Raw genomic sequence first — 17,192 nt, 5'->3', positions numbered from 1 at the left:
AAATCGCCATGTCACACTTTAGCAACATCAAAACTCAAATCCGTAACCTTGTTTCTTTAGAAGCTGCTTTAACAGACCTGGGAATTGACTGGAAATCTGGCCCGCAAACAGTGCGCGGCTATCGCGGTCAAACCCGTACTGCTGAAGTTGCCATTGAGCAAGAAAATGGTTATGACATCGGCTTTAGTTGGAATGGTCAGGAATACGAACTCGTTGCCGACCTACAATATTGGCAGCAAGCGGGTTCTGTAGAGCGTTTTCTGAACCGAGTGACTCAGCGTTATGCTTACCACACGGTTGTCAAGGAATCGGCGATGCAGGGCTTCCAAGTTGCCGAGCAAAAACAAAATGAAGATGGTTCAATCCGCCTAGTTGTACAGCGCTGGAGTGCCTAATGTCTGATTCCCCAACTCCTGGACAGCCAACTCCCGAACGTTCTGGCCTGGAGCCTGAGTTAGGTGGTATTTGGCGGGATGCGCCGGAGCGTTCGGGTCTGGAGCCGGAGTTGGGTGGCACCCTGCGGCAAAAAGGTGTATATGTTGATGAAATAACCTGTATTGGCTGCAAGCACTGTGCCCATGTCGCTCGCAATACTTTTTATATTGAGCCAGATTATGGGCGATCGCGTGTAGTTCGGCAGGATGGAGACTCGCAAGAAGTCATTCAAGAAGCCATTGATACCTGTCCGGTCGATTGTATCCACTGGATCGATTACACGGAGCTGAAAAAGCTCGAACAAGAGCGGCAATATCAGGTGATTCCATTAATCGGATTCCCGACTGACCATGCGATTACTGCTGTGAAGAAGCGGCAACAGAAGTTTAAGAAAAAGCAACAGAAACCCGTAGACTAAAGGTTTGCTGGTATAAAAAAGCCTGTTTGCACGGGCTAAATAAATAAAACCCCCAACAGCACGCAGCTGTTGGGGGTTTTATTTAAAACTCAGTTTCTAACGAGAAACCCCTTGCACGACTGGACGGACGCCAGAGCCAGGGAACGGTTCTGGAGTACCCAACCAGTTAAAGTCATTAATCCGAAAACTGATGGAACCCAGCTCCAAAACCGGGTTGTAACGCAGGACAATGTTGTAGGTGCGGCGGCTGTATTCCAGAAAGTAGTCGGTACTGATGCGTTCGCTAGTATTTAAATTGACCGAAGTTTGAAAACCAAGGCGAAACGGACCATAAATCTGTTGGGTAATCCCAGCGGAAAGGACGCTGGTATCCACGAGGCGGTCAAATAAGAAAGGTGATGTGCCACCACGAGCAACTTGAGAGTAAGTAACATTAAACCCGGTGTAATCTAAAAAAGGTCGGGAGAAATGACCGAATTGCCCTTGCAGCCCAATGTTCCCGCTCAGGGAGTCCTGGCTATCCCCACTGCTGTAACCACTATAAACGCCGGTGACGCCCGTCGTTAATTGCAGGTAGGGAACAACTGGCACGGGTGTGTAGCGCAATCCTTCGGTGGGGGTGGCAGGCAAAGCTTTACCCTGCCAAAGTAAAAAGTTGCGGTTGAGGGAGGCACTCGCTTGATAGCGACTGAGACTGACGCGATTGTTGGTTCGCACGGGATCGAGCAAGTCTAAACGGTCTGTATCTGCATTAATGAACTGGGCACCAGCTTGATAAGTGAGGCTGACGCCAGTATTTCCTAAGGGAATGACCGGAGAAGTCAGAACTGCGCCTAAACTACTCTGAACGGTTTGAAAGCCGAGGGAGCCGTTGAACAGGCGATCGCGGTAGCTATATTCTAAATTCAGAGTGTGGGGGTAACGGGTGCCGATAATCTGGCGCAGCCGCAGGCTCGCTCGTAGCTGGTCTTCTGCGATCTCGTCCGGATCTAGACTGGTGAAAACAGCCGACCCTCTCAGGGTCGTAGTGGGACTGAGGGTGGCATCCAGTCTAGACCTGAGACCAAACACGGAGGGATCGAGGAAACTCCCCTCAGAAACGGCTTTTTGAAGAAAATATTGCGGTGTCACGCGCAATCGCACGCGGTTATTAGAAATCAGTTGAAAGGTGCGTTCCGCAAACACACCACCTCGGTCTTCAGCATCATAGCCGAAGGTGACGAGACCCGGTTCGCTCTCGCTCCGGTCAATCACTCTGCGATCTTGAAAAATGGGGATCGAAAAACCCTGGTCAAAAACGGCGCGAGAGCGAGTGGTGGTAATTTCATCTACCAGGGGCGAAATCCGCCTGAATCTGGCTGTATCTGCCCGTACCTCAAGTTCTGGTGGCGAAAAGGGGTCGTTGGTTAGCCGAACATTGGTGGCAAACGCTCCTTCGGAGTCGAAATCTACCCGATCGGCTTGAAAGCGCAGTCGGTTAATTGCGCCCCCTTGCTGAAAGGACTGCTGGTTTTGGATGTTCCGGTTAGTCCCAAAGACCAGTCCATAGCCGCCGGGACTGGTGATATTCGAGACGGGTTGGTTAGCGGTAATGCGATCGCTTAACGGTCGCACTGAGGCAGCAGCAGCACTGGCATCATTGGGTAAAGGGCTAGAAAAATCTGCCCCCGCTGAAGGCTGGTAAATCTCGCCACTGGCATTTAAGAGGAAGCCGCTATCCTGGGCAAAATAATACTCAAAGCGATCGCCCCGCAGCACTTGTTCGCCTCTCGTCAAGGCGACATTCCCGTCGCCCACCACAATGCGATTCGGCAAGTTCACTTGTAGCCGATCGGCATCTACTACAGCACCCTGGTAGCGCAAGAGAACATCGCCTTCTGCCGTAACGACTTGTCGATCTACGTCGTATTCTTGCTGGTCAGAAGTTAATTCCACAACGCCTCCCGTACCGCCAGAAGTCGTAGGTGGCGTCGTACCGGGTGCGGGTGCTGGTTGATTTTCTGGCGTAGGAGGTGCCGGTGCTGATGCCGGTGCGGGTGCCAATTCCTCTTCAGGCCAAGGCTCACCCTCCGACACGGGCGCTGGAGGAGCAGATTCTATCGGAGTTTCACTCGGCAGAGATTCCGGAGATTCTGGGGGTTCTGGGGGTTCTGGAGGCTGTTGATTGACACTCGGTAGCTGAGATACTGGCAGCTGCTTCTGCAACACAGGAGTTGCCGTGCGTTCTTTTGCTATTGCAGCCTTACTTCCATTGCGATCGCTAGGTTCTGACTCTTGACTTTCTACCGACGAAGCATCAAATTCAGCAACGGTCGGCAAATCCTGGTCTGGGTATGCGTAAGGGCGAAGCCGTTGTGCTGACAATGCAGGGTCATCATTCTGGTCTTTCTGCACAGATGCTTCTTCCCTACCACCCCGATTCCTGACAATCGGATGCCCCACTGAAATTGGGGCACCAAGCGGGGCAGCATTCCTGGTAGGGATAGAAATAACAGAGATAGAAGAAGACTCCGGCGCAAACGTTTCCGGCTGCGTCGGGGCAGCAAGGGTCTCAGGTTGCAGGGTTCGGCTTGAATCCGATGCAATCGTTTGAGCGGAGGCAGCTAGAGGAGTGACATCCTCAGGCGGCAACGTGTTGATAATCGCAGGCGGTGGGGGCGGCGGGACTGGTTGGGGCATCTTCTAGCAACAGGAGTTGAGCGGACAGCACCAATGCCTATCCTCAACTGCACTCTGAGTAGGGTGCCTCGCAGTGGACTGCTGCCCCGACATCGGCTGCGAGGCATAAAGCGATCGCTGTCTATTCGAGATCCCGGCGTTTTGGGTTACGGGAAGGATCGCTGGACAAAAATCCAAACACAAAGAGCAGGCTGAAGAAGGCAACGACTATATAAACAACAATTTTGAGAGTCACCATACCGATATCTACTCCAGACGGGAAAGGCTGAATGTTGCTGCCTTAAAGGCAGAACAACTTTCTCATAATACCGAAATATTGCTTCATTTTTGCCTTGAGCCTGGAGTGATTGTTGACCTCAAGCGGTGAGTTTAGCCGTCGTTTGAGCTGCTTAAACTGCTCTGACGATTGCCAGAGCGCGAAGTTTCCCTCGCGATCGCTTTGTTGTTATACCACGAGATCGCACCCGGTTCATGCCTTTTGACTTTACCTATAGCTCAAAATCGAGTAAATTGCAGAACTTGGAAATACTGGGATATTTTCTAGGGTCTGATCCCAGCTTGCTAAGGTGTTTGGGAAGCGCCAGGAGGATAAACACGCGACGATTCTGCCCAATGAGTTAGTCACAGTCGTGGCGATTCAGAGCATTATGCTACTGGTGGTGCCGAAGGGCAGCTAGCTCGTGAGAAGCTATGTTAACCGCTTTTAGGCGATCGCTCCCGCGCTAGGAGAACTTCTCCAAATAAATCTTCGCAATTTTCCTGAAAAAACCAGGATTCTGTATTAAAAGCGGCAGCTTGCTCAGGACAACCAGACAAAGGGATAAATATTGGCAGTGGTAAAAAAGAGTATAAAGAGCATCCAACTTGCAGCGGAAGTGAGTACACAATAGCTCTATGAAAACTTTAGAGGTCTTTGTCAATGCAGCCGATTCGGACGTTTAACGTTTCCCCCGCCTTGCCGTCAAGACTAGAACCCTTACGAAAACTGGCATACAATCTGCATTGGGATTGGAACTTTGAAACTAAAGAGTTATTTCGCCGCCTAGACCGCGATTTGTGGGAATCCAGCCGCCACAATCCGGTGCTAATGCTGGGAACCATTTCTCAAGCCCGGCTACAAGAAGTTGCTGAAGATGAAGGCTTTGTTGCCCACATGGAACGAGCCAGCCGCCAGCTAGACGACTACCTGCAAGAGCGGACGTGGTATCGCAAACACAGGACTGAGGTGAAAGGACTGAGGAGTGAGAGAAAAGAAGAAAATTCTTCTTCCTCTTCCTCACTCAATCCTCAGTCCTCGGTGAAGGGACTGAGGACTGAGAGAAAAGAAGAAAATTCCTCTTCCTCACTCACTCCTCAGTCCTCCGTCCTCAGCACTAAGGAGTGTTACGCCTATTTCTGCGCGGAATTTGGTCTAACCGACTGCCTACCCATTTACTCTGGTGGCTTGGGCGTTCTCGCTGGAGACCACCTGAAATCAGCCAGTGACTTAGGCTTACCGCTCGTTGCCGTCGGCTTACTCTACCAGGAAGGGTATTTTGCCCAGTACCTCAATGCCGATGGTTGGCAGCAGGAACGCTATCCGACTAACGATTTCTACAATATGCCGTTGCACCCGGAGCGCCATCCTGACGGTTCGGAACTGCGGATTTCTGTAGAGTATCCAGGGCGCACCGTCTATGCACGTGTCTGGCGCGTGCAAGTGGGAACCGTGCCCCTATACCTGCTCGATACCAACATTGAGCCGAACAATCCCTACGACCACGACATCACCGACGAGCTGTATGGTGGTGACTTGGATATGCGGATTCACCAGGAGATGATGTTGGGCATCGGAGGCTTCCGGATGCTGAAGGCGCTGGGATACAAACCCACCGTTTATCACCTGAATGAAGGTCACTCAGCGTTTCTGATTCTGGAACGCATCCGGATGCTGATGCAAGAAGAGAAACTCAGCTTTGCCGACGCCAAACAGGTGGCGCAAGCGAGTCAGGTTTTCACTACTCACACGCCTGTATCCGCTGGGTTCGATTTGTTCCCCCCGGACAAGGCTCTTTATTACGTGGGACACTATGCCGATATTTACGGACTTTCCCACGAAGAATTTCTCGGCTTAGGACGGGAGGACACTGGGGATTTGGCGTCGCCGTTTAGCATGGCAGCACTGGCGATGAAGACATCGAGCTTTGTCAATGGGGTTGCTCAGTTGCACGGGTTAGTGTCGCGGAAGATGTTTCACAGTCTCTGGAAAGATTTTCCACTGGATGAGGTGCCGATTACCGCGATTACGAATGGAGTACACGCCCGCACTTGTGTGGCGAAGTCAACTCAGGAGCTATATGATCGCTACCTTGGCCCCCAGTGGTCTGACGCGCCAGTAGACGATCCGTTGTGGGAGCGGGTGCAGTCGATTCCGGATGAGGAGTTGTGGCGCAATCACGAGCGTCAGCGGTCAGAACTGGTGGTGTTTGTGCGCGATCGCCTAGTGAGAAAGTTGCGCGATCGCGGTGCTTCTCCATCTGAGATTGACCAAGCTCAAGAAGTGTTAGACCCAACGGTGCTGACGATTGGGTTTGCGCGTCGTTTTGCGACTTATAAGCGGGCAACTCTGTTTTTGCGGAACATAGACCGGATCAAGAAAATCTTGCTGGGCGATCCAAATCGGCGGGTGCAGTTCGTGATTGCTGGAAAAGCTCATCCCAAGGATATGCCTGGGAAGGAACTGATCCGCGATATCATTCATTTCTCGCGGGATGAAGGGATGAATGCCAGTGTAGTGTTTATCCCGGACTACGACACTTATGTTGCCCGATTAATGGTGGCAGGTTGTGATGTTTGGCTGAACACCCCCAGGCGTCCGCGAGAGGCATCTGGCACCAGTGGAATGAAGGCGGCGATGAATGGTTTGCCGAATCTGAGCGTGCTGGATGGCTGGTGGGATGAGGCAGATTATGTCCGCACTGGCTGGCCCATCGGTCACGGGGAAGACTATGAAGACATCAATTATCAAGATGATGTGGAAGCGAATGCTTTGTACGACTTGCTAGAACAGGAAGTCGTGCCGCTGTTCTATAACCGGGATGGATCTGGAATTCCCCGCAAGTGGACTGCCAAAATGAAGGATGCGATTCGGTTAAATTGTCCGTTCTTCAATACGTCGCGGATGGTGCGGGAGTATGCGGTGCGGGGATATTTCCCGGCGAGCGATCGCTACTCTACGATGACCGCAGACAACTACGCTCCCGCCAAGGACGTAGCCGCCTGGAAGCAACGGATCTTCGAGCAATGGTACAACATCAAAATCGAAGCAGTTGATGTTTCAGAACCCGCTGGGATTATGGTCAATCAAACGGTTGCTGTCAAAGCGCGGGTCAACCTTGGGCAACTCGGCTCCGATGATGTTCAAGTCGAACTTTATCAGGGTGCAGTTGGTGTCGATGGCGAGATTGTCAACGGCATTCCCGTAGTAATGGATTACGAAGGCAAAGATCAACAAGGGTGTAGTATTTACACCGTTGATATTCTCTATACCTCCAGTGGTTTGCAGGGTTTCTCTTTACGGGTTTTGCCTAAACACGACAATCTATCAAGTCCCTACGAATTGGGACTGATTCTCTGGGCATAACAATTAAAAATGCAAAATTAAAAATTAAAAAACGAAGAGGAAATCTTCAATTTTTAATTTTTAATTTCTGCGTGCGGCTGCCCAGGTATCAACCCAGTTGAGGATATCTTCTATTGTTTTGAGTCTATCTAAATCCAGCAGATACAACTGCCCCTCTTCCCAAGCGAGGCAGCATCAACCGCTGGGTTGCGATCGCCATCATAAATCAATGCCTAAAAATTTCATCATGCTGAAATCTTATAATCTCTAGCAATCCTAAAAAATTTGTGAAACCTCTGCTTTCTCTTTCTTTGCGTCCTATAGCGCTAACGCGCATGGCTTCGCTAAGGCGTCCTTGGCGGTTCGTCAAAAAAATATCTTACAAATGAAAGCGAATTCATCCCCGAAGATGTAAATATTTTAGCTAGCTACGTTGTGCAGCCAGAACCTCTAGATACAGTTCTAGAATTTAGAGAAATAATTTGCAAGTAGATTCATCAGCAAAACAGATGAAAAGCGCGATCGCATTCTGAGCATGGGTGTTTATTTTCCATCCCAGCAGAAAATTGATTATGGGTAAAATTGAGAGTTTAGGTAAGGAATGATGGCAAAAGACGCGATCGCTCCTTTGCCTCTGGACTGTTACAATAACGCCGCGCTGATGCCAGAAAATGTCAAACTAGATAGATAAGTTTTGTTAACGCAGGCATCAAAGCTGCGCTTCTAGATAGCTAAATTGAAATTTATGGTTAAGCAACGCATTCTCTCTGGGGTTCAACCAACTGGTAATCTGCATCTGGGTAACTACTTGGGAGCAATCCGCAACTGGGTAGAAGGGCAGAGTCAGTACGAAAATTTCTTCTGTGTGGTGGATTTGCACGCGATTACCGCGCCCCACGACCCAAGCACGTTAGCTGAAAATACTTATAAAATTGCGGCTTTGTATTTGGCTTGTGGGATCGATTTGCAGTATTCCAGTATTTTCGTGCAATCCCACATCCCGGCACATAGCGAACTGACTTGGCTGCTTAATTGCATCACCCCCCTCAACTGGCTGGAAGATATGATCCAGTTTAAGGAAAAGGCAGTTAAGCAGGGGGAAAATGTCAATACTGGGTTGCTAGACTATCCGGTGTTGATGGCGGCAGATATTTTGCTGTATCAGGCGGATAAAGTGCCGGTGGGAGAAGACCAGAAGCAGCACTTAGAATTGACCCGCGATATTGCGAATCGGTTTAATTACCAATTTTGCCGGGAAAATCCGGTGCTGAAACTGCCAGAGCCGCTGATTCGGGCTGAAGGTGCTAGAGTGATGAGTCTGACCGATGGCACTCGGAAGATGTCGAAATCCGATCCTTCAGACATGAGTCGGATTAACCTGCTCGATACGCCAGATCAAATCCAAAATAAGATTAAACGCTGTAAAACTGACTCAGTGCGCGGTCTAACTTTTGACGATTCGGAACGACCCGAAGCCCGAAATTTGCTGACGCTATACATGGTGCTTTCGGGTAAGACGAAGGAAGAAGTCGCAGCACAGTGTCAGGATATGGGCTGGGGACAATTCAAGCCGTTGCTGACAGAAACCACGATTAACGCCCTGAAACCGATTCAAGAAAAGTATCAAGCGGTGATGGATGACAAAGGCTATTTGGAGTCGGTGTTGCGCGATGGCAGGCAGAAAGCGGAAGCGATCGCTTCGGTAACTCTCGCCCAAGTGAAAGCTGCCCTCGGTTATTCGGTTCCCCTTTAAGCAGATATAAGCTATCAAGGATGGAAGCGATTAGTTATTGATGCTTAAGAATGAGTTATTTAATTCAAAATTCAGCAGGGACGGGGCAACCTCGCCCCTACAAGACCAATTTGCGTGCTGCTGCCGAATCGGGTGAATTTTTAATTACCGCCGAGGTTGCCCCCCCCAAAGGCGGCGATCCCTCCCAGATGCTGAAAATGGCGCAAACCCTCGAAGGTCGGGTTCATGCGGTCAATATTACCGATGGCAGTCGGGCGGTGTTGCGGATGTGTTCGATGGCGGCTTCGGTGATATTGCTACAGCATGGAATCGAGCCGATTTGTCAGATTGCTTGTCGCGATCGCAACCGCATCGGATTGCAAGCTGACTTGATGGGTGCCCATGCCTTGGGAATTCGCAATATCTTAGCTTTGACCGGCGATCCCGTGAAAGCTGGGGATCATGCCGATGCCAAGAGTGTATTTGACCTAGAATCCGTGCGGTTGCTGGGATTAATTAAAAAAATGAATCTCGGCTGCGACTGGAACGACAAACCCTTAGGTGATGGGGCAACGGACTTATTCGTGGGTGCTGCTATCGATCCGCAATTAGCAAGCTGGTCGAGCTTGCAAAGTCGATTTGAGCGAAAATTAGCAGCAGGGGCGCAGTTTTTCCAAAGTCAGCTGATTTGCGATTTTGATCGGCTAGAAAAATTTATGGATCAAATCGCGGCTGGCTGTGGAAAGCCAATTTTGGCGGGAATTTTTCTGCTCAAATCCGCTAAAAATGCTCAATTTATCAATCGATGCGTGCCTGGAGTGAATATTCCCGACCACATCATTGATAGACTCGCCGCTGCTTCAGATCCCCTGCAAGAAGGGATGCTAATTGCCGCAGAACAAGTCAAATTGGCTCGTCAACTCTGCCAAGGGGTTCATATGATGGCAGTGAAACGAGAAGATTTGATTTCGCCAATCCTCGATTTAGCGGGAATTCCACCGCTGACTCAGGTGGTAACAGCAGGAGGAAATAATGAACGCACAAACAACAAAGCAGTTACCGATTCCGCCTCACTTTGATGCCAAGGTCGGGGAAGTCTGGCGGGTGCCGTATCAGCAACGGGCAGCGGATGCGAGGGAGTGGGCGAAAAAGCACCAGATTTCAGCGGCGGCTGAGGATAAAACTCGCATTTGTCTGTTGTTAATCGATGTCCAGAATACGTTTTGCATCCCCGATTTTGAATTATTTGTGGGTGGGAGAACGGGCACGGGTGCGGTAGATGATAATCTGCGGCTGTGTGAATTTATTTATCGGAATTTGGGAGTCATCAGCGCGATCGCTCCCACAATGGATACTCACACGGCAATGCAAATTTTCCATCCCATCTTCTGGATTAACGACGCCGGGGAACATCCCACCGCCGCCGTCACGATGATTACACCGGAGGATGTTCACCAAGGCGTCTGGAAGGTGAATCCAGCCGTTGCTGGGATTGTCGGTGTCGATTACGCCGAACTTGCCTCACACGCTTTGCATTATGTCAAGCATTTGAGTGAAGCTGGTAAATATCCGCTGACGGTGTGGCCTTATCATTCCATGCTGGGTGGAATTGGTCACGCTTTGGTGTCAGCGGTGGAAGAGGCACTATTTTTCCACTGTATTGCCCGGAATAGCCAAACGCAGTTTGAAATTAAAGGCGACAATCCTTTAACTGAAAATTATTCTGTCCTCCGGGCGGAAGTTTTGGAAAGCGTGAATGGACGCCCGATTGCCCAGAAAAATACTAGCTTGATTCAGCAGTTGCTCGCGTTTGATGCGGTCATTATTGCCGGTCAAGCAAAGAGTCACTGCGTCGCCTGGACAATTGACGATTTGTTAACAGAAATAAACCACACAGACGCTAATCTTGCCAAAAAGGTGTATTTGCTGGAAGATTGCACATCAGCTGTTGTCGTTCCTGGAGTGGTGGATTATACGGATCAAGCAGAAGAAGCTTTTGCCAGATTTGCAGCGGCGGGAATGCATCTAATTAAGTCAACTGAACCTCTAGAAACCTGCCCTGACTTTCCTAAAATTGGTAATGGGTAATGAGAGTTATAAGTAGGGGCAGTGCCTTGTGCCTGCCCTGAGTTTTGAGTTTTGAGTTTTGCTTTAGGTCGAGGAGTGTCAAGACAGCAGGCTCTCGTTAGCGCATAGACTATTCAGCGCTACATTGAAGATCCACATCACTAATAAGCTAGCGATTAAAGTCGCCACTCGTCTTCCTCCACCGACTGAAGTACGGTGGCTTCCGACATCTAAGTATTCTGTGAGTGAGAGCATCTTAAGTATGCTTTCTTTACTTGACATCCTCTCTCGAAGGTATTCCAGATAGGTTTTTAGAGCGGTTAAAAATTTGCTCAACACTTCTAAAACACCTCCCAGTATTCCAGCGCTAGGCGCTTCTTCTGTGCTACAAACTACTTTCTACCATGACTGCGGGACCGACTGGCTGCGGGGGTAGGGTAGAGGGTTCTAAGGTGACGGCTAAGGTTGAGGTTGTAGCACCGCAAGCACCGACAGGAATGGAAATTTGCTCTAAAACAGTTCCCCGCTGACTTGCCCCAAAATTTGCACAAGGTATCTTTTTATCGTCAACAATTGCCCAAAGCCGATAAATTTGACCAGATGGGACAGCCGGAAGATTTTGAAAGGCGATTACTGCTTTTTGTTCATCCAGATTGACGAGAATGCTTCCAGAAGCCGTATTTGCTTTTTCTGTACCTGTAAGTGTGTATAAGCGGGTATTCCGCTGTTGTAGGACCTCAAGGGCATCTTTCTGAGCCTGCACAGTTTGCAGTTCCTGCCGCAGACGAGACTGCACTATCTTTAGATTCTGTCGCAGACGATAATTGTCAAAAGCGAAAGCTAGCGCTAACAGTGCTGCCAAACTGGCAAAAAGTTTGCTCCAAGGGAAAGAAAACTGTTTTGGTGTGGGTTCGCGGTTGATTGCGCGTTCGGCAGCTTCCAGAATCGCCGAACGCAGATGTGGAGGAGGGGTGACTTCAGGAAGGGCGTAGGGCAAGAGTTCTAGTGCTTCCTGCAAACGACTCACTTCAGTCGCCTGTTGCGGATTTTTTTCGAGAATTTGCCTAAATTCTTCCGCTTCTTCAGCGCTAAGGTCGCCGAGGACATAACCTGCCATTAATTCTTCTAAGTTTTCCGGATTTAAAGGTTCGGTCATGGTGCAACTATTTTAGAAAATCTTGTAACGTTTGCCTCAATTTCAGTAGTCCCTGACGAGTGCGAGTTTTGACCGTCCCTAAGGGGATATTTAGTTGAGCGGCAATTTCCGATTGAGTGAGACCTTGGTAGTAGGACATTTCTAAGATTTGACGCTGGTTTTCTGAAAGTTGCGCCAAGGCATTCCGAACCTGCTGCGATCGCTCGCCTAATGAAGCCTGTTCAAAAGGGCTTGAACTGATTTCAGTCGTCATTGTTTGACGCCAACGCTCAAGAAATTTGTGGGTGGTGCCACGGGAGCGAAGTTTGTCAATCGCACGCGATCGCGTCATAACACTTAGAAAGCTGCTTAGAGAACCACGAGCGGGATTGTAACTATTGCTACGCCACAGATGCAGAAAAATCTCTTGAGTGAGGTCTTCTGCTTCTTGGGGGTTTTGCAAAATTTTCAATGCTAACCCGTATACCAGAGTGCCATAGCGGTCGTAGAGAGTGCCCAGAGCAGAGGATTGACCGGCTTTAAGTGCTTGAAATAGCTCTGTATCCATCCGGGGCGTTGCGTTTGTTGATTTGCCATCGAGAGAGTCAGGATGCATGCGTTCTGGAGAGTAGGTCTAAGCCAATCACTCTTCAGAGTCAATTGCAGTAGTTGAGTCCTCTGCATCTCTCACAGGAGAGAAATTCCCTTTTTCTTTAATACGATCTAAAACGCGAATTGGATCTTTTTCCATAAAATCGTTAAATGCCTCCGTAATTCTACGGGTGGTGGGAATCCAAAATGTCAGTAAAATCGTAAGATTTAAAAATGCTATTGATTTGTCAATAATATTTCCACTTAATTATGTCGCTGATTAAGCTTCCAGTTTTTGAGGAGCATCGAATGAAACGGTTCTAGACAAGCCCTTTGGTGCTTACTGCGCTCTTGGTGGCGATCGCATCGAAGGATTTCCCAAGAGAAACTGCCTTGGTTTCTGGGCTTTTTTGAGTGGGTGCATCATGTCAGAAAACTAGGCAAAGCCTTACTAGCAGTTTTACTTCAACCTCTTACAGACAGCTATGATGCAGTCGGGTGCATAGCCAGGAGAACAACAGGAGTCTAGCGCTGGTAAAAAGGACTGTCAATTTTTCACGAGCAGGACTTACGCAAAGCTTATACACATAGCGTTTTGTTAGCGTTCTTGTCGGTTCAATCCCCCTGTGGTTGCCCCTAGATGTGGTGATGTTGCGTAAGTCCTAACGAGCTAGCTGCAATTCGGTGCTTCGGGCTTTCCTTGTATCGATTACTGTGTGCTGTCTGCGGTGTTCTTGTCGCCGCGTCGGAGCAGGGTGCGAGTAGCGGCAATAACTTCAGGCGCTGCCAAGAGTTAGGAGCTAATGACTTCAGGACTTACGCAACATCACCACATAGTAAGGGCAACCACAAGGGGATTGAACCGACAAGAACGCTATATGTATAAGCTTTGCGTAAGTCCTGACTTCATTCGGAAGCCGATTTATTTTGATGAATTAATGGCAAGAATCCAAGCATCTTTGCGATTAAAAGGTATCGTTAATTCGGCTCAATAATTTCAAGAATTATACAAGTTAGGGAAAAGACGGATAAAACCGAAATTCAACAAATTGATTCAAGGGTTTTAACTTCTAGGGGTAAGATGACGGTGAAGGTGGAGCCAACTCCAATCTGGGATACCAGCTCTATTTTGCCTTGCATTAGGTTTACCAGTTGTGCGACAATTGTCAAACCTAAGCCAGTGCTACCGGGTATGCGATCGCTACTATTGCCAGCTTGAAAGAAGGGATCAAAAACACGCGCCTGGTCTTCTGCAGCAATCCCAACTCCGGTGTCGCTCACTGCAATAGACCATTGGTTATCAGATAACATCTGACACCTTAAATGGACGATTCCCGATTCTGTGTAGCGAATCGCATTGCTTAGAAGATTTGTGACAATTTGCTGTAATCGCAAAGAATCTGTCAGCACTTTTTCAGGAGCGCGTTTTGGGCGTAGCCCTTCTCGAAGAGTAGCAGAGTTATCGGCGCTAGCTGAATCGCAATCAACCACCATTTGTAGCTCTTTCGCAGCAGCCAAAGGCTCCAACATTTCAACCACATTGTTGATTAAAGAGGCTACATCTATTAGTTCTGGGTGCAGTTCTATTTTCCCTGCCGAATACCGGGAGATTTCCAGTGTATCGTTGATCAGGCGAAGTAAGTGTCTGCCATTGCGTAGCACTCGCTCAATGTGTTCCAGATTGGGAAAGGTGTCCCGAACTTCAACATTCTTTCGTGAAGAGCGTAAAATCAGCTCCGAGTAGCCAATAATCGAATTTAGAGGGTTTTTCAGTTCGTGGGCTAGTTGAGAGAGATTGTCCTGATTCGCTTTTACCAAGCGAGTTAGTTCTTGATTGGTTAGTTCTACCTGACTTTGCACCTGTTGTAGTTCTTGCAATCGCTCCTCTACATAACTTTTGAAGCATTGGGCAATAGCTTCGTCGAGCGTCGCGTCAATCGCATTGTAAGCTCGCATCACTTCCCGAACCGTACCCTCTAATAAATCTGCCTCTAAAGTGGAAAAGATCGTCTGGCGCAGTAGACGATATTCTCGCGCAATTTCTGTGGGAGCAAAACCTTGTTTAGCACGCAGAACGCCATGATACAAACTGTTCTGGACGATGGACTGAATATCGTTTTCCTGCGACTGGGAAATCACAGTTGCCATCGCCTTTAGCACATCGGGAATATGATCCCGTATAGCTGAGCGTGGTAAATCGTCAGTGCTGGAAATCTGCCTATCCAAGCGGACTGCTTCAACCCAGTTTTTGGCAATCGCGTCTATTTTTCCAACAAGCAATTGACTAAAATCCATTGTGACAAGAGGCGTGGAGAGCAGTAGGTCAAAAACCTTCTTGGTATCATTCTACTTGAGCGATCGCGCAGTTTACTTGTCGGTCGAGTGGCAGTACAGTTCGGTTAGAGCGAAAAACACCAAAGTTCGCAAGTTCGCGTAGGGAATGGTTGAGGCAACGTTAGCCAACAAAACATAAGCATTGGTTGGGTTTCGTTTTTGATGCTCAGGACTCGCCGCACATCACCACATAGTAAGGGCTTTTCCCAGGGGGATTGAACCCGAAAAAACGCTATATGTATAAGCTTTGCGTAAGTCCTGTGGGTGTTCTTTTAGCTTCTCCAACAGATATGGAGACACTTGCTTAAATTCTGCCTCTATACCCATATCTGGCTACACTCTAAGAAATTAGCTAGTGATTTTGTACTATATTAACCGATAGCGATCGCTACCAGCAGCGATAAAATTGGCAACACAAAGGGTTGAATCCCATTAGTTTTTGTCATAGTTTTTCCTTAATCGTACATAACAGCGATCGCTACCCTTCAACACCCGCCGAAATACCACCAGTCATCAAATAACCAACTTGTTCCACCGTGGCAGTGGTAGCATCTAAGATATCAACGAATTGTCCTTCGTACATTACAGCAATGCGATCGCTCATTGCCATAATCTCTTCTAATTCAGTTGAAATATATATAATTGCTGCACCTCGTTCTCGTTCAGCTAATAAGCGTTGCTGTACATATTCTGTCGCACCAACATCTAAACCGCGTGTCGGTTGCATTGCCACAATTAAAGTTGGGTTGCCAGAAAGTTCTCGTGCCAATATTACTTTTTGTTGATTACCGCCGGACAATTGGCTAACTTTAATTGATGGATTATCGGCGCGAATATCAAAGTTTTGCATTGCCTCAGCCGCATGATGATTAATCACCTCATTCTGGAGAAACCAGCGGCGGCAAAATGGCAGAAAGTTAAAAACTTTGAGAATCAGATTTCTAGCAATGCTAAATCCCATCACCAAACCCATTTTCTGCCTATCCTCTGGAATATAAGCTGTAATTATTTCTTCCCCTCTTTCCTTTGCATTCTTTGCGTCTTTGCGGTTCATTATTCTACCGGAAGTAATAGTACGCAAACCAGCGATAGCTTCGCTTGCGCCAAAGGCGATCGCATCTGCCAACTCTCGCTGTCCATTGCCATCAACACCCGCAACTCCCAGTATTTCGCCTGCGTGGAGTTGAAAGGATACATCTTTCACAACCGGCAAATTCCGCTGATCCTGCACCTGTAAATTCTGTACTTCTAACACCACTTCACCAGAGGAACGAGCAGATTTACTTAGATGAAATAAGACTTCTCTACCTACCATCAACCGTGCTAATTCTTGAGTGTTAGTATCGGCGGTTGTGGTTGTCGTCACCACCGCACCCCGCCGCAACACAGTGACAGTATTGCAAAGATTCATCACCTCTTCTAGCTTGTGGCTGATAAAAATAATTGTGTGTCCATCTTTAGCAAGTTGGCGCAAGATAGCCGCTAAAATCTTCACCTCTGGCGGCGTCAGCACCGCTGTCGGTTCATCCAATATCAGCAACTTGGCGTTGCGGTAAAGTGCTTTGAGAATCTCTACCCGTTGCTGAACTCCTACAGGTAAATCTCCCACTTTTGCTAATGGATTTACTTCTATATTGTAGTAGCGAGAAATTTGCGCGATCGCCTGCGCTTTCTCTTTTATATCTAACCGTAAATCGAAGCTGGTTCCAAGAATAATATTTTCGGTTACTGACAGTTGCGGCACCAACATAAAATGCTGGTGAATCATGCCAATTCCGTGCGCGATCGCGTCACTCGCTGAAGAAATTTGTACTGGCTTATCTTGCAGGTAAATTTGACCGGAATCTGGCTGATAAAGTCCGCAGAGGATATTCATCAAAGTAGTTTTACCGGCTCCATTTTCGCCCAGCAAAGCATGAATAGAGCCGCAACTAACGCTCAGGTTGATATTGTCATTAGCGAGAAAACTGCCAAAGCGTTTGCTAATGCCTTCAAGACGTAGATAGGTCATTTTTAATAGTTTTTGGTAATTGGCTACCCAGCATCCCGCCGTGAACTTAAGTTCACGGCTAATAAGCTGTTATGCATTTAAACTGTGATAAGAGCATTGCCCTTGTTTTTGAGCTTTCGTTCCCATTTGATAATCAACTCTCCTTCATTTAAAAGCTTATGTAATACATACTCTAGCTCTTCAATTGAT

General features: G+C 48.2%; 15 protein-coding genes and 1 pseudogene. 8 read left to right on the top strand and 8 right to left on the bottom strand.

Annotated features, from left to right (window positions below):
- The first annotated feature begins 8 nt into the window (after window positions 1-8).
- Both AC2VDX_RS21685 and AC2VDX_RS21680 read left to right on the top strand, forming a co-directional pair.
- Window positions 9-395: a DUF1257 domain-containing protein gene (locus tag AC2VDX_RS21685; RefSeq protein ID WP_378185271.1), complete on the top strand. Its 387-nt coding sequence runs from the start codon at window positions 9-11 to the stop codon at window positions 393-395.
- Window positions 395-853, top strand: a complete 459-nt coding sequence (locus tag AC2VDX_RS21680; RefSeq protein WP_378185273.1) for a ferredoxin — start codon at window positions 395-397, stop codon at window positions 851-853. The genes AC2VDX_RS21685 and AC2VDX_RS21680 overlap by 1 nt, the downstream gene beginning before the upstream one ends.
- A gap of 96 nt (window positions 854-949) precedes the next feature.
- Here the strand turns inward: AC2VDX_RS21680 and AC2VDX_RS21675 are convergent, their stop codons facing one another.
- The 3 genes from AC2VDX_RS21675 to AC2VDX_RS21665 form a co-directional block, all read right to left on the bottom strand.
- Window positions 950-3,532, bottom strand: coding sequence for a DUF3769 domain-containing protein (locus AC2VDX_RS21675; protein WP_378185275.1), 2,583 nt, complete (start codon window positions 3,530-3,532; stop codon window positions 950-952).
- 121 nt (window positions 3,533-3,653) lie between these two features.
- Window positions 3,654-3,770, bottom strand: a complete 117-nt coding sequence (locus AC2VDX_RS21670) for a photosystem II reaction center protein I (RefSeq protein ID WP_190413836.1) — start codon at window positions 3,768-3,770, stop codon at window positions 3,654-3,656.
- Between the two features lie 455 nt (window positions 3,771-4,225).
- Window positions 4,226-4,348, bottom strand: a complete 123-nt coding sequence (locus AC2VDX_RS21665) for a hypothetical protein (protein ID WP_378185278.1) — start codon at window positions 4,346-4,348, stop codon at window positions 4,226-4,228.
- A gap of 103 nt (window positions 4,349-4,451) precedes the next feature.
- Here AC2VDX_RS21665 and glgP point away from each other — a divergent pair, with 103 nt between their 5' ends.
- From glgP to AC2VDX_RS21645, 4 genes are all read left to right on the top strand, one after another.
- Window positions 4,452-7,154, top strand: a complete 2,703-nt coding sequence (gene glgP / locus AC2VDX_RS21660) for an alpha-glucan family phosphorylase (protein WP_378185280.1) — start codon at window positions 4,452-4,454, stop codon at window positions 7,152-7,154.
- A gap of 724 nt (window positions 7,155-7,878) precedes the next feature.
- Window positions 7,879-8,886 (top strand): tryptophan--tRNA ligase, encoded by a 1,008-nt coding sequence (gene trpS, locus AC2VDX_RS21655; RefSeq protein WP_378185282.1) that lies wholly within the window; start codon window positions 7,879-7,881, stop codon window positions 8,884-8,886.
- A gap of 50 nt (window positions 8,887-8,936) precedes the next feature.
- Window positions 8,937-9,944, top strand: coding sequence for a methylenetetrahydrofolate reductase (locus AC2VDX_RS21650; RefSeq protein WP_378185284.1), 1,008 nt, complete (start codon window positions 8,937-8,939; stop codon window positions 9,942-9,944).
- The gene (locus tag AC2VDX_RS21645; RefSeq protein WP_378185286.1) at window positions 9,898-10,953 is read left to right on the top strand and encodes a cysteine hydrolase family protein; all 1,056 of its coding nucleotides are present in this window, start codon (window positions 9,898-9,900) and stop codon (window positions 10,951-10,953) included. Before AC2VDX_RS21650 ends, AC2VDX_RS21645 begins: the two co-directional genes overlap by 47 nt.
- 78 nt (window positions 10,954-11,031) lie before the next feature.
- Here the strand turns inward: AC2VDX_RS21645 and AC2VDX_RS21640 are convergent, their stop codons facing one another.
- The 3 genes from AC2VDX_RS21640 to AC2VDX_RS21630 all read right to left on the bottom strand — a co-directional run bounded on the left by AC2VDX_RS21640 (window position 11,032) and on the right by AC2VDX_RS21630 (window position 12,683).
- Window positions 11,032-11,187, bottom strand: a complete 156-nt coding sequence (locus AC2VDX_RS21640) for a hypothetical protein (RefSeq protein WP_486928240.1) — start codon at window positions 11,185-11,187, stop codon at window positions 11,032-11,034.
- 130 nt (window positions 11,188-11,317) lie between these two features.
- The gene (locus tag AC2VDX_RS21635) at window positions 11,318-12,088 is read right to left on the bottom strand and encodes an anti-sigma factor (protein WP_378185290.1); all 771 of its coding nucleotides are present in this window, start codon (window positions 12,086-12,088) and stop codon (window positions 11,318-11,320) included.
- 7 nt (window positions 12,089-12,095) lie between these two features.
- Window positions 12,096-12,683, bottom strand: coding sequence for a sigma-70 family RNA polymerase sigma factor (locus tag AC2VDX_RS21630; protein WP_378185292.1), 588 nt, complete (start codon window positions 12,681-12,683; stop codon window positions 12,096-12,098).
- A 300-nt stretch (window positions 12,684-12,983) separates the two neighbouring features.
- Here AC2VDX_RS21630 and AC2VDX_RS21625 point away from each other — a divergent pair.
- Together AC2VDX_RS21625 and AC2VDX_RS21620 are read left to right on the top strand one after the other, a co-directional pair.
- A pseudogene (locus AC2VDX_RS21625) lies at window positions 12,984-13,187 on the top strand (hypothetical protein); the annotation flags it as partial.
- A gap of 274 nt (window positions 13,188-13,461) precedes the next feature.
- Complete coding sequence (locus AC2VDX_RS21620; RefSeq protein WP_378185294.1) at window positions 13,462-13,653, top strand: hypothetical protein; 192 nt, start codon at window positions 13,462-13,464, stop codon at window positions 13,651-13,653.
- Window positions 13,654-13,699: 46 nt separating this feature from the next.
- Here AC2VDX_RS21620 and AC2VDX_RS21615 read toward each other — a convergent pair whose 3' ends face one another.
- Together AC2VDX_RS21615 and AC2VDX_RS21610 are read right to left on the bottom strand one after the other, a co-directional pair.
- Window positions 13,700-14,953 carry a sensor histidine kinase gene (locus tag AC2VDX_RS21615; RefSeq protein WP_378185296.1) on the bottom strand — a complete coding sequence of 418 codons (1,254 nt, stop codon included), beginning with the start codon at window positions 14,951-14,953 and terminating at the stop codon, window positions 13,700-13,702.
- A gap of 517 nt (window positions 14,954-15,470) precedes the next feature.
- On the bottom strand, window positions 15,471-17,003 hold the full coding sequence (locus AC2VDX_RS21610; RefSeq protein WP_378185298.1) for an ABC transporter ATP-binding protein: 1,533 nt from the start codon (window positions 17,001-17,003) through the stop codon (window positions 15,471-15,473).
- Window positions 17,004-17,192 lie beyond the last annotated feature (189 nt).

Source organism: Coleofasciculus sp. H7-1, assembly GCF_057473865.1.
Note: the sequence above shows the minus strand (reverse complement) of the source record. Positions and strands in the feature narration are given on the sequence as shown.

Coding starts and splice junctions, on each gene's coding strand:
- AC2VDX_RS21630 (WP_378185292.1), bottom strand. CDS start 12,683: ATGCATCCTGACTCTCTCGATGGCAAATCAACAAACGCAACGCCCCGG.
- trpS (WP_378185282.1), top strand. CDS start 7,879: ATGGTTAAGCAACGCATTCTCTCTGGGGTTCAACCAACTGGTAATCTG.
- AC2VDX_RS21615 (WP_378185296.1), bottom strand. CDS start 14,953: ATGGATTTTAGTCAATTGCTTGTTGGAAAAATAGACGCGATTGCCAAA.
- AC2VDX_RS21620 (WP_378185294.1), top strand. CDS start 13,462: ATGACTTCAGGACTTACGCAACATCACCACATAGTAAGGGCAACCACA.
- AC2VDX_RS21640 (WP_486928240.1), bottom strand. CDS start 11,187: ATGCTCTCACTCACAGAATACTTAGATGTCGGAAGCCACCGTACTTCA.
- AC2VDX_RS21675 (WP_378185275.1), bottom strand. CDS start 3,532: ATGCCCCAACCAGTCCCGCCGCCCCCACCGCCTGCGATTATCAACACG.
- AC2VDX_RS21645 (WP_378185286.1), top strand. CDS start 9,898: ATGAACGCACAAACAACAAAGCAGTTACCGATTCCGCCTCACTTTGAT.
- AC2VDX_RS21635 (WP_378185290.1), bottom strand. CDS start 12,088: ATGACCGAACCTTTAAATCCGGAAAACTTAGAAGAATTAATGGCAGGT.
- AC2VDX_RS21650 (WP_378185284.1), top strand. CDS start 8,937: ATGAGTTATTTAATTCAAAATTCAGCAGGGACGGGGCAACCTCGCCCC.
- AC2VDX_RS21670 (WP_190413836.1), bottom strand. CDS start 3,770: ATGGTGACTCTCAAAATTGTTGTTTATATAGTCGTTGCCTTCTTCAGC.
- AC2VDX_RS21685 (WP_378185271.1), top strand. CDS start 9: ATGTCACACTTTAGCAACATCAAAACTCAAATCCGTAACCTTGTTTCT.
- AC2VDX_RS21610 (WP_378185298.1), bottom strand. CDS start 17,003: ATGACCTATCTACGTCTTGAAGGCATTAGCAAACGCTTTGGCAGTTTT.
- AC2VDX_RS21680 (WP_378185273.1), top strand. CDS start 395: ATGTCTGATTCCCCAACTCCTGGACAGCCAACTCCCGAACGTTCTGGC.
- glgP (WP_378185280.1), top strand. CDS start 4,452: ATGCAGCCGATTCGGACGTTTAACGTTTCCCCCGCCTTGCCGTCAAGA.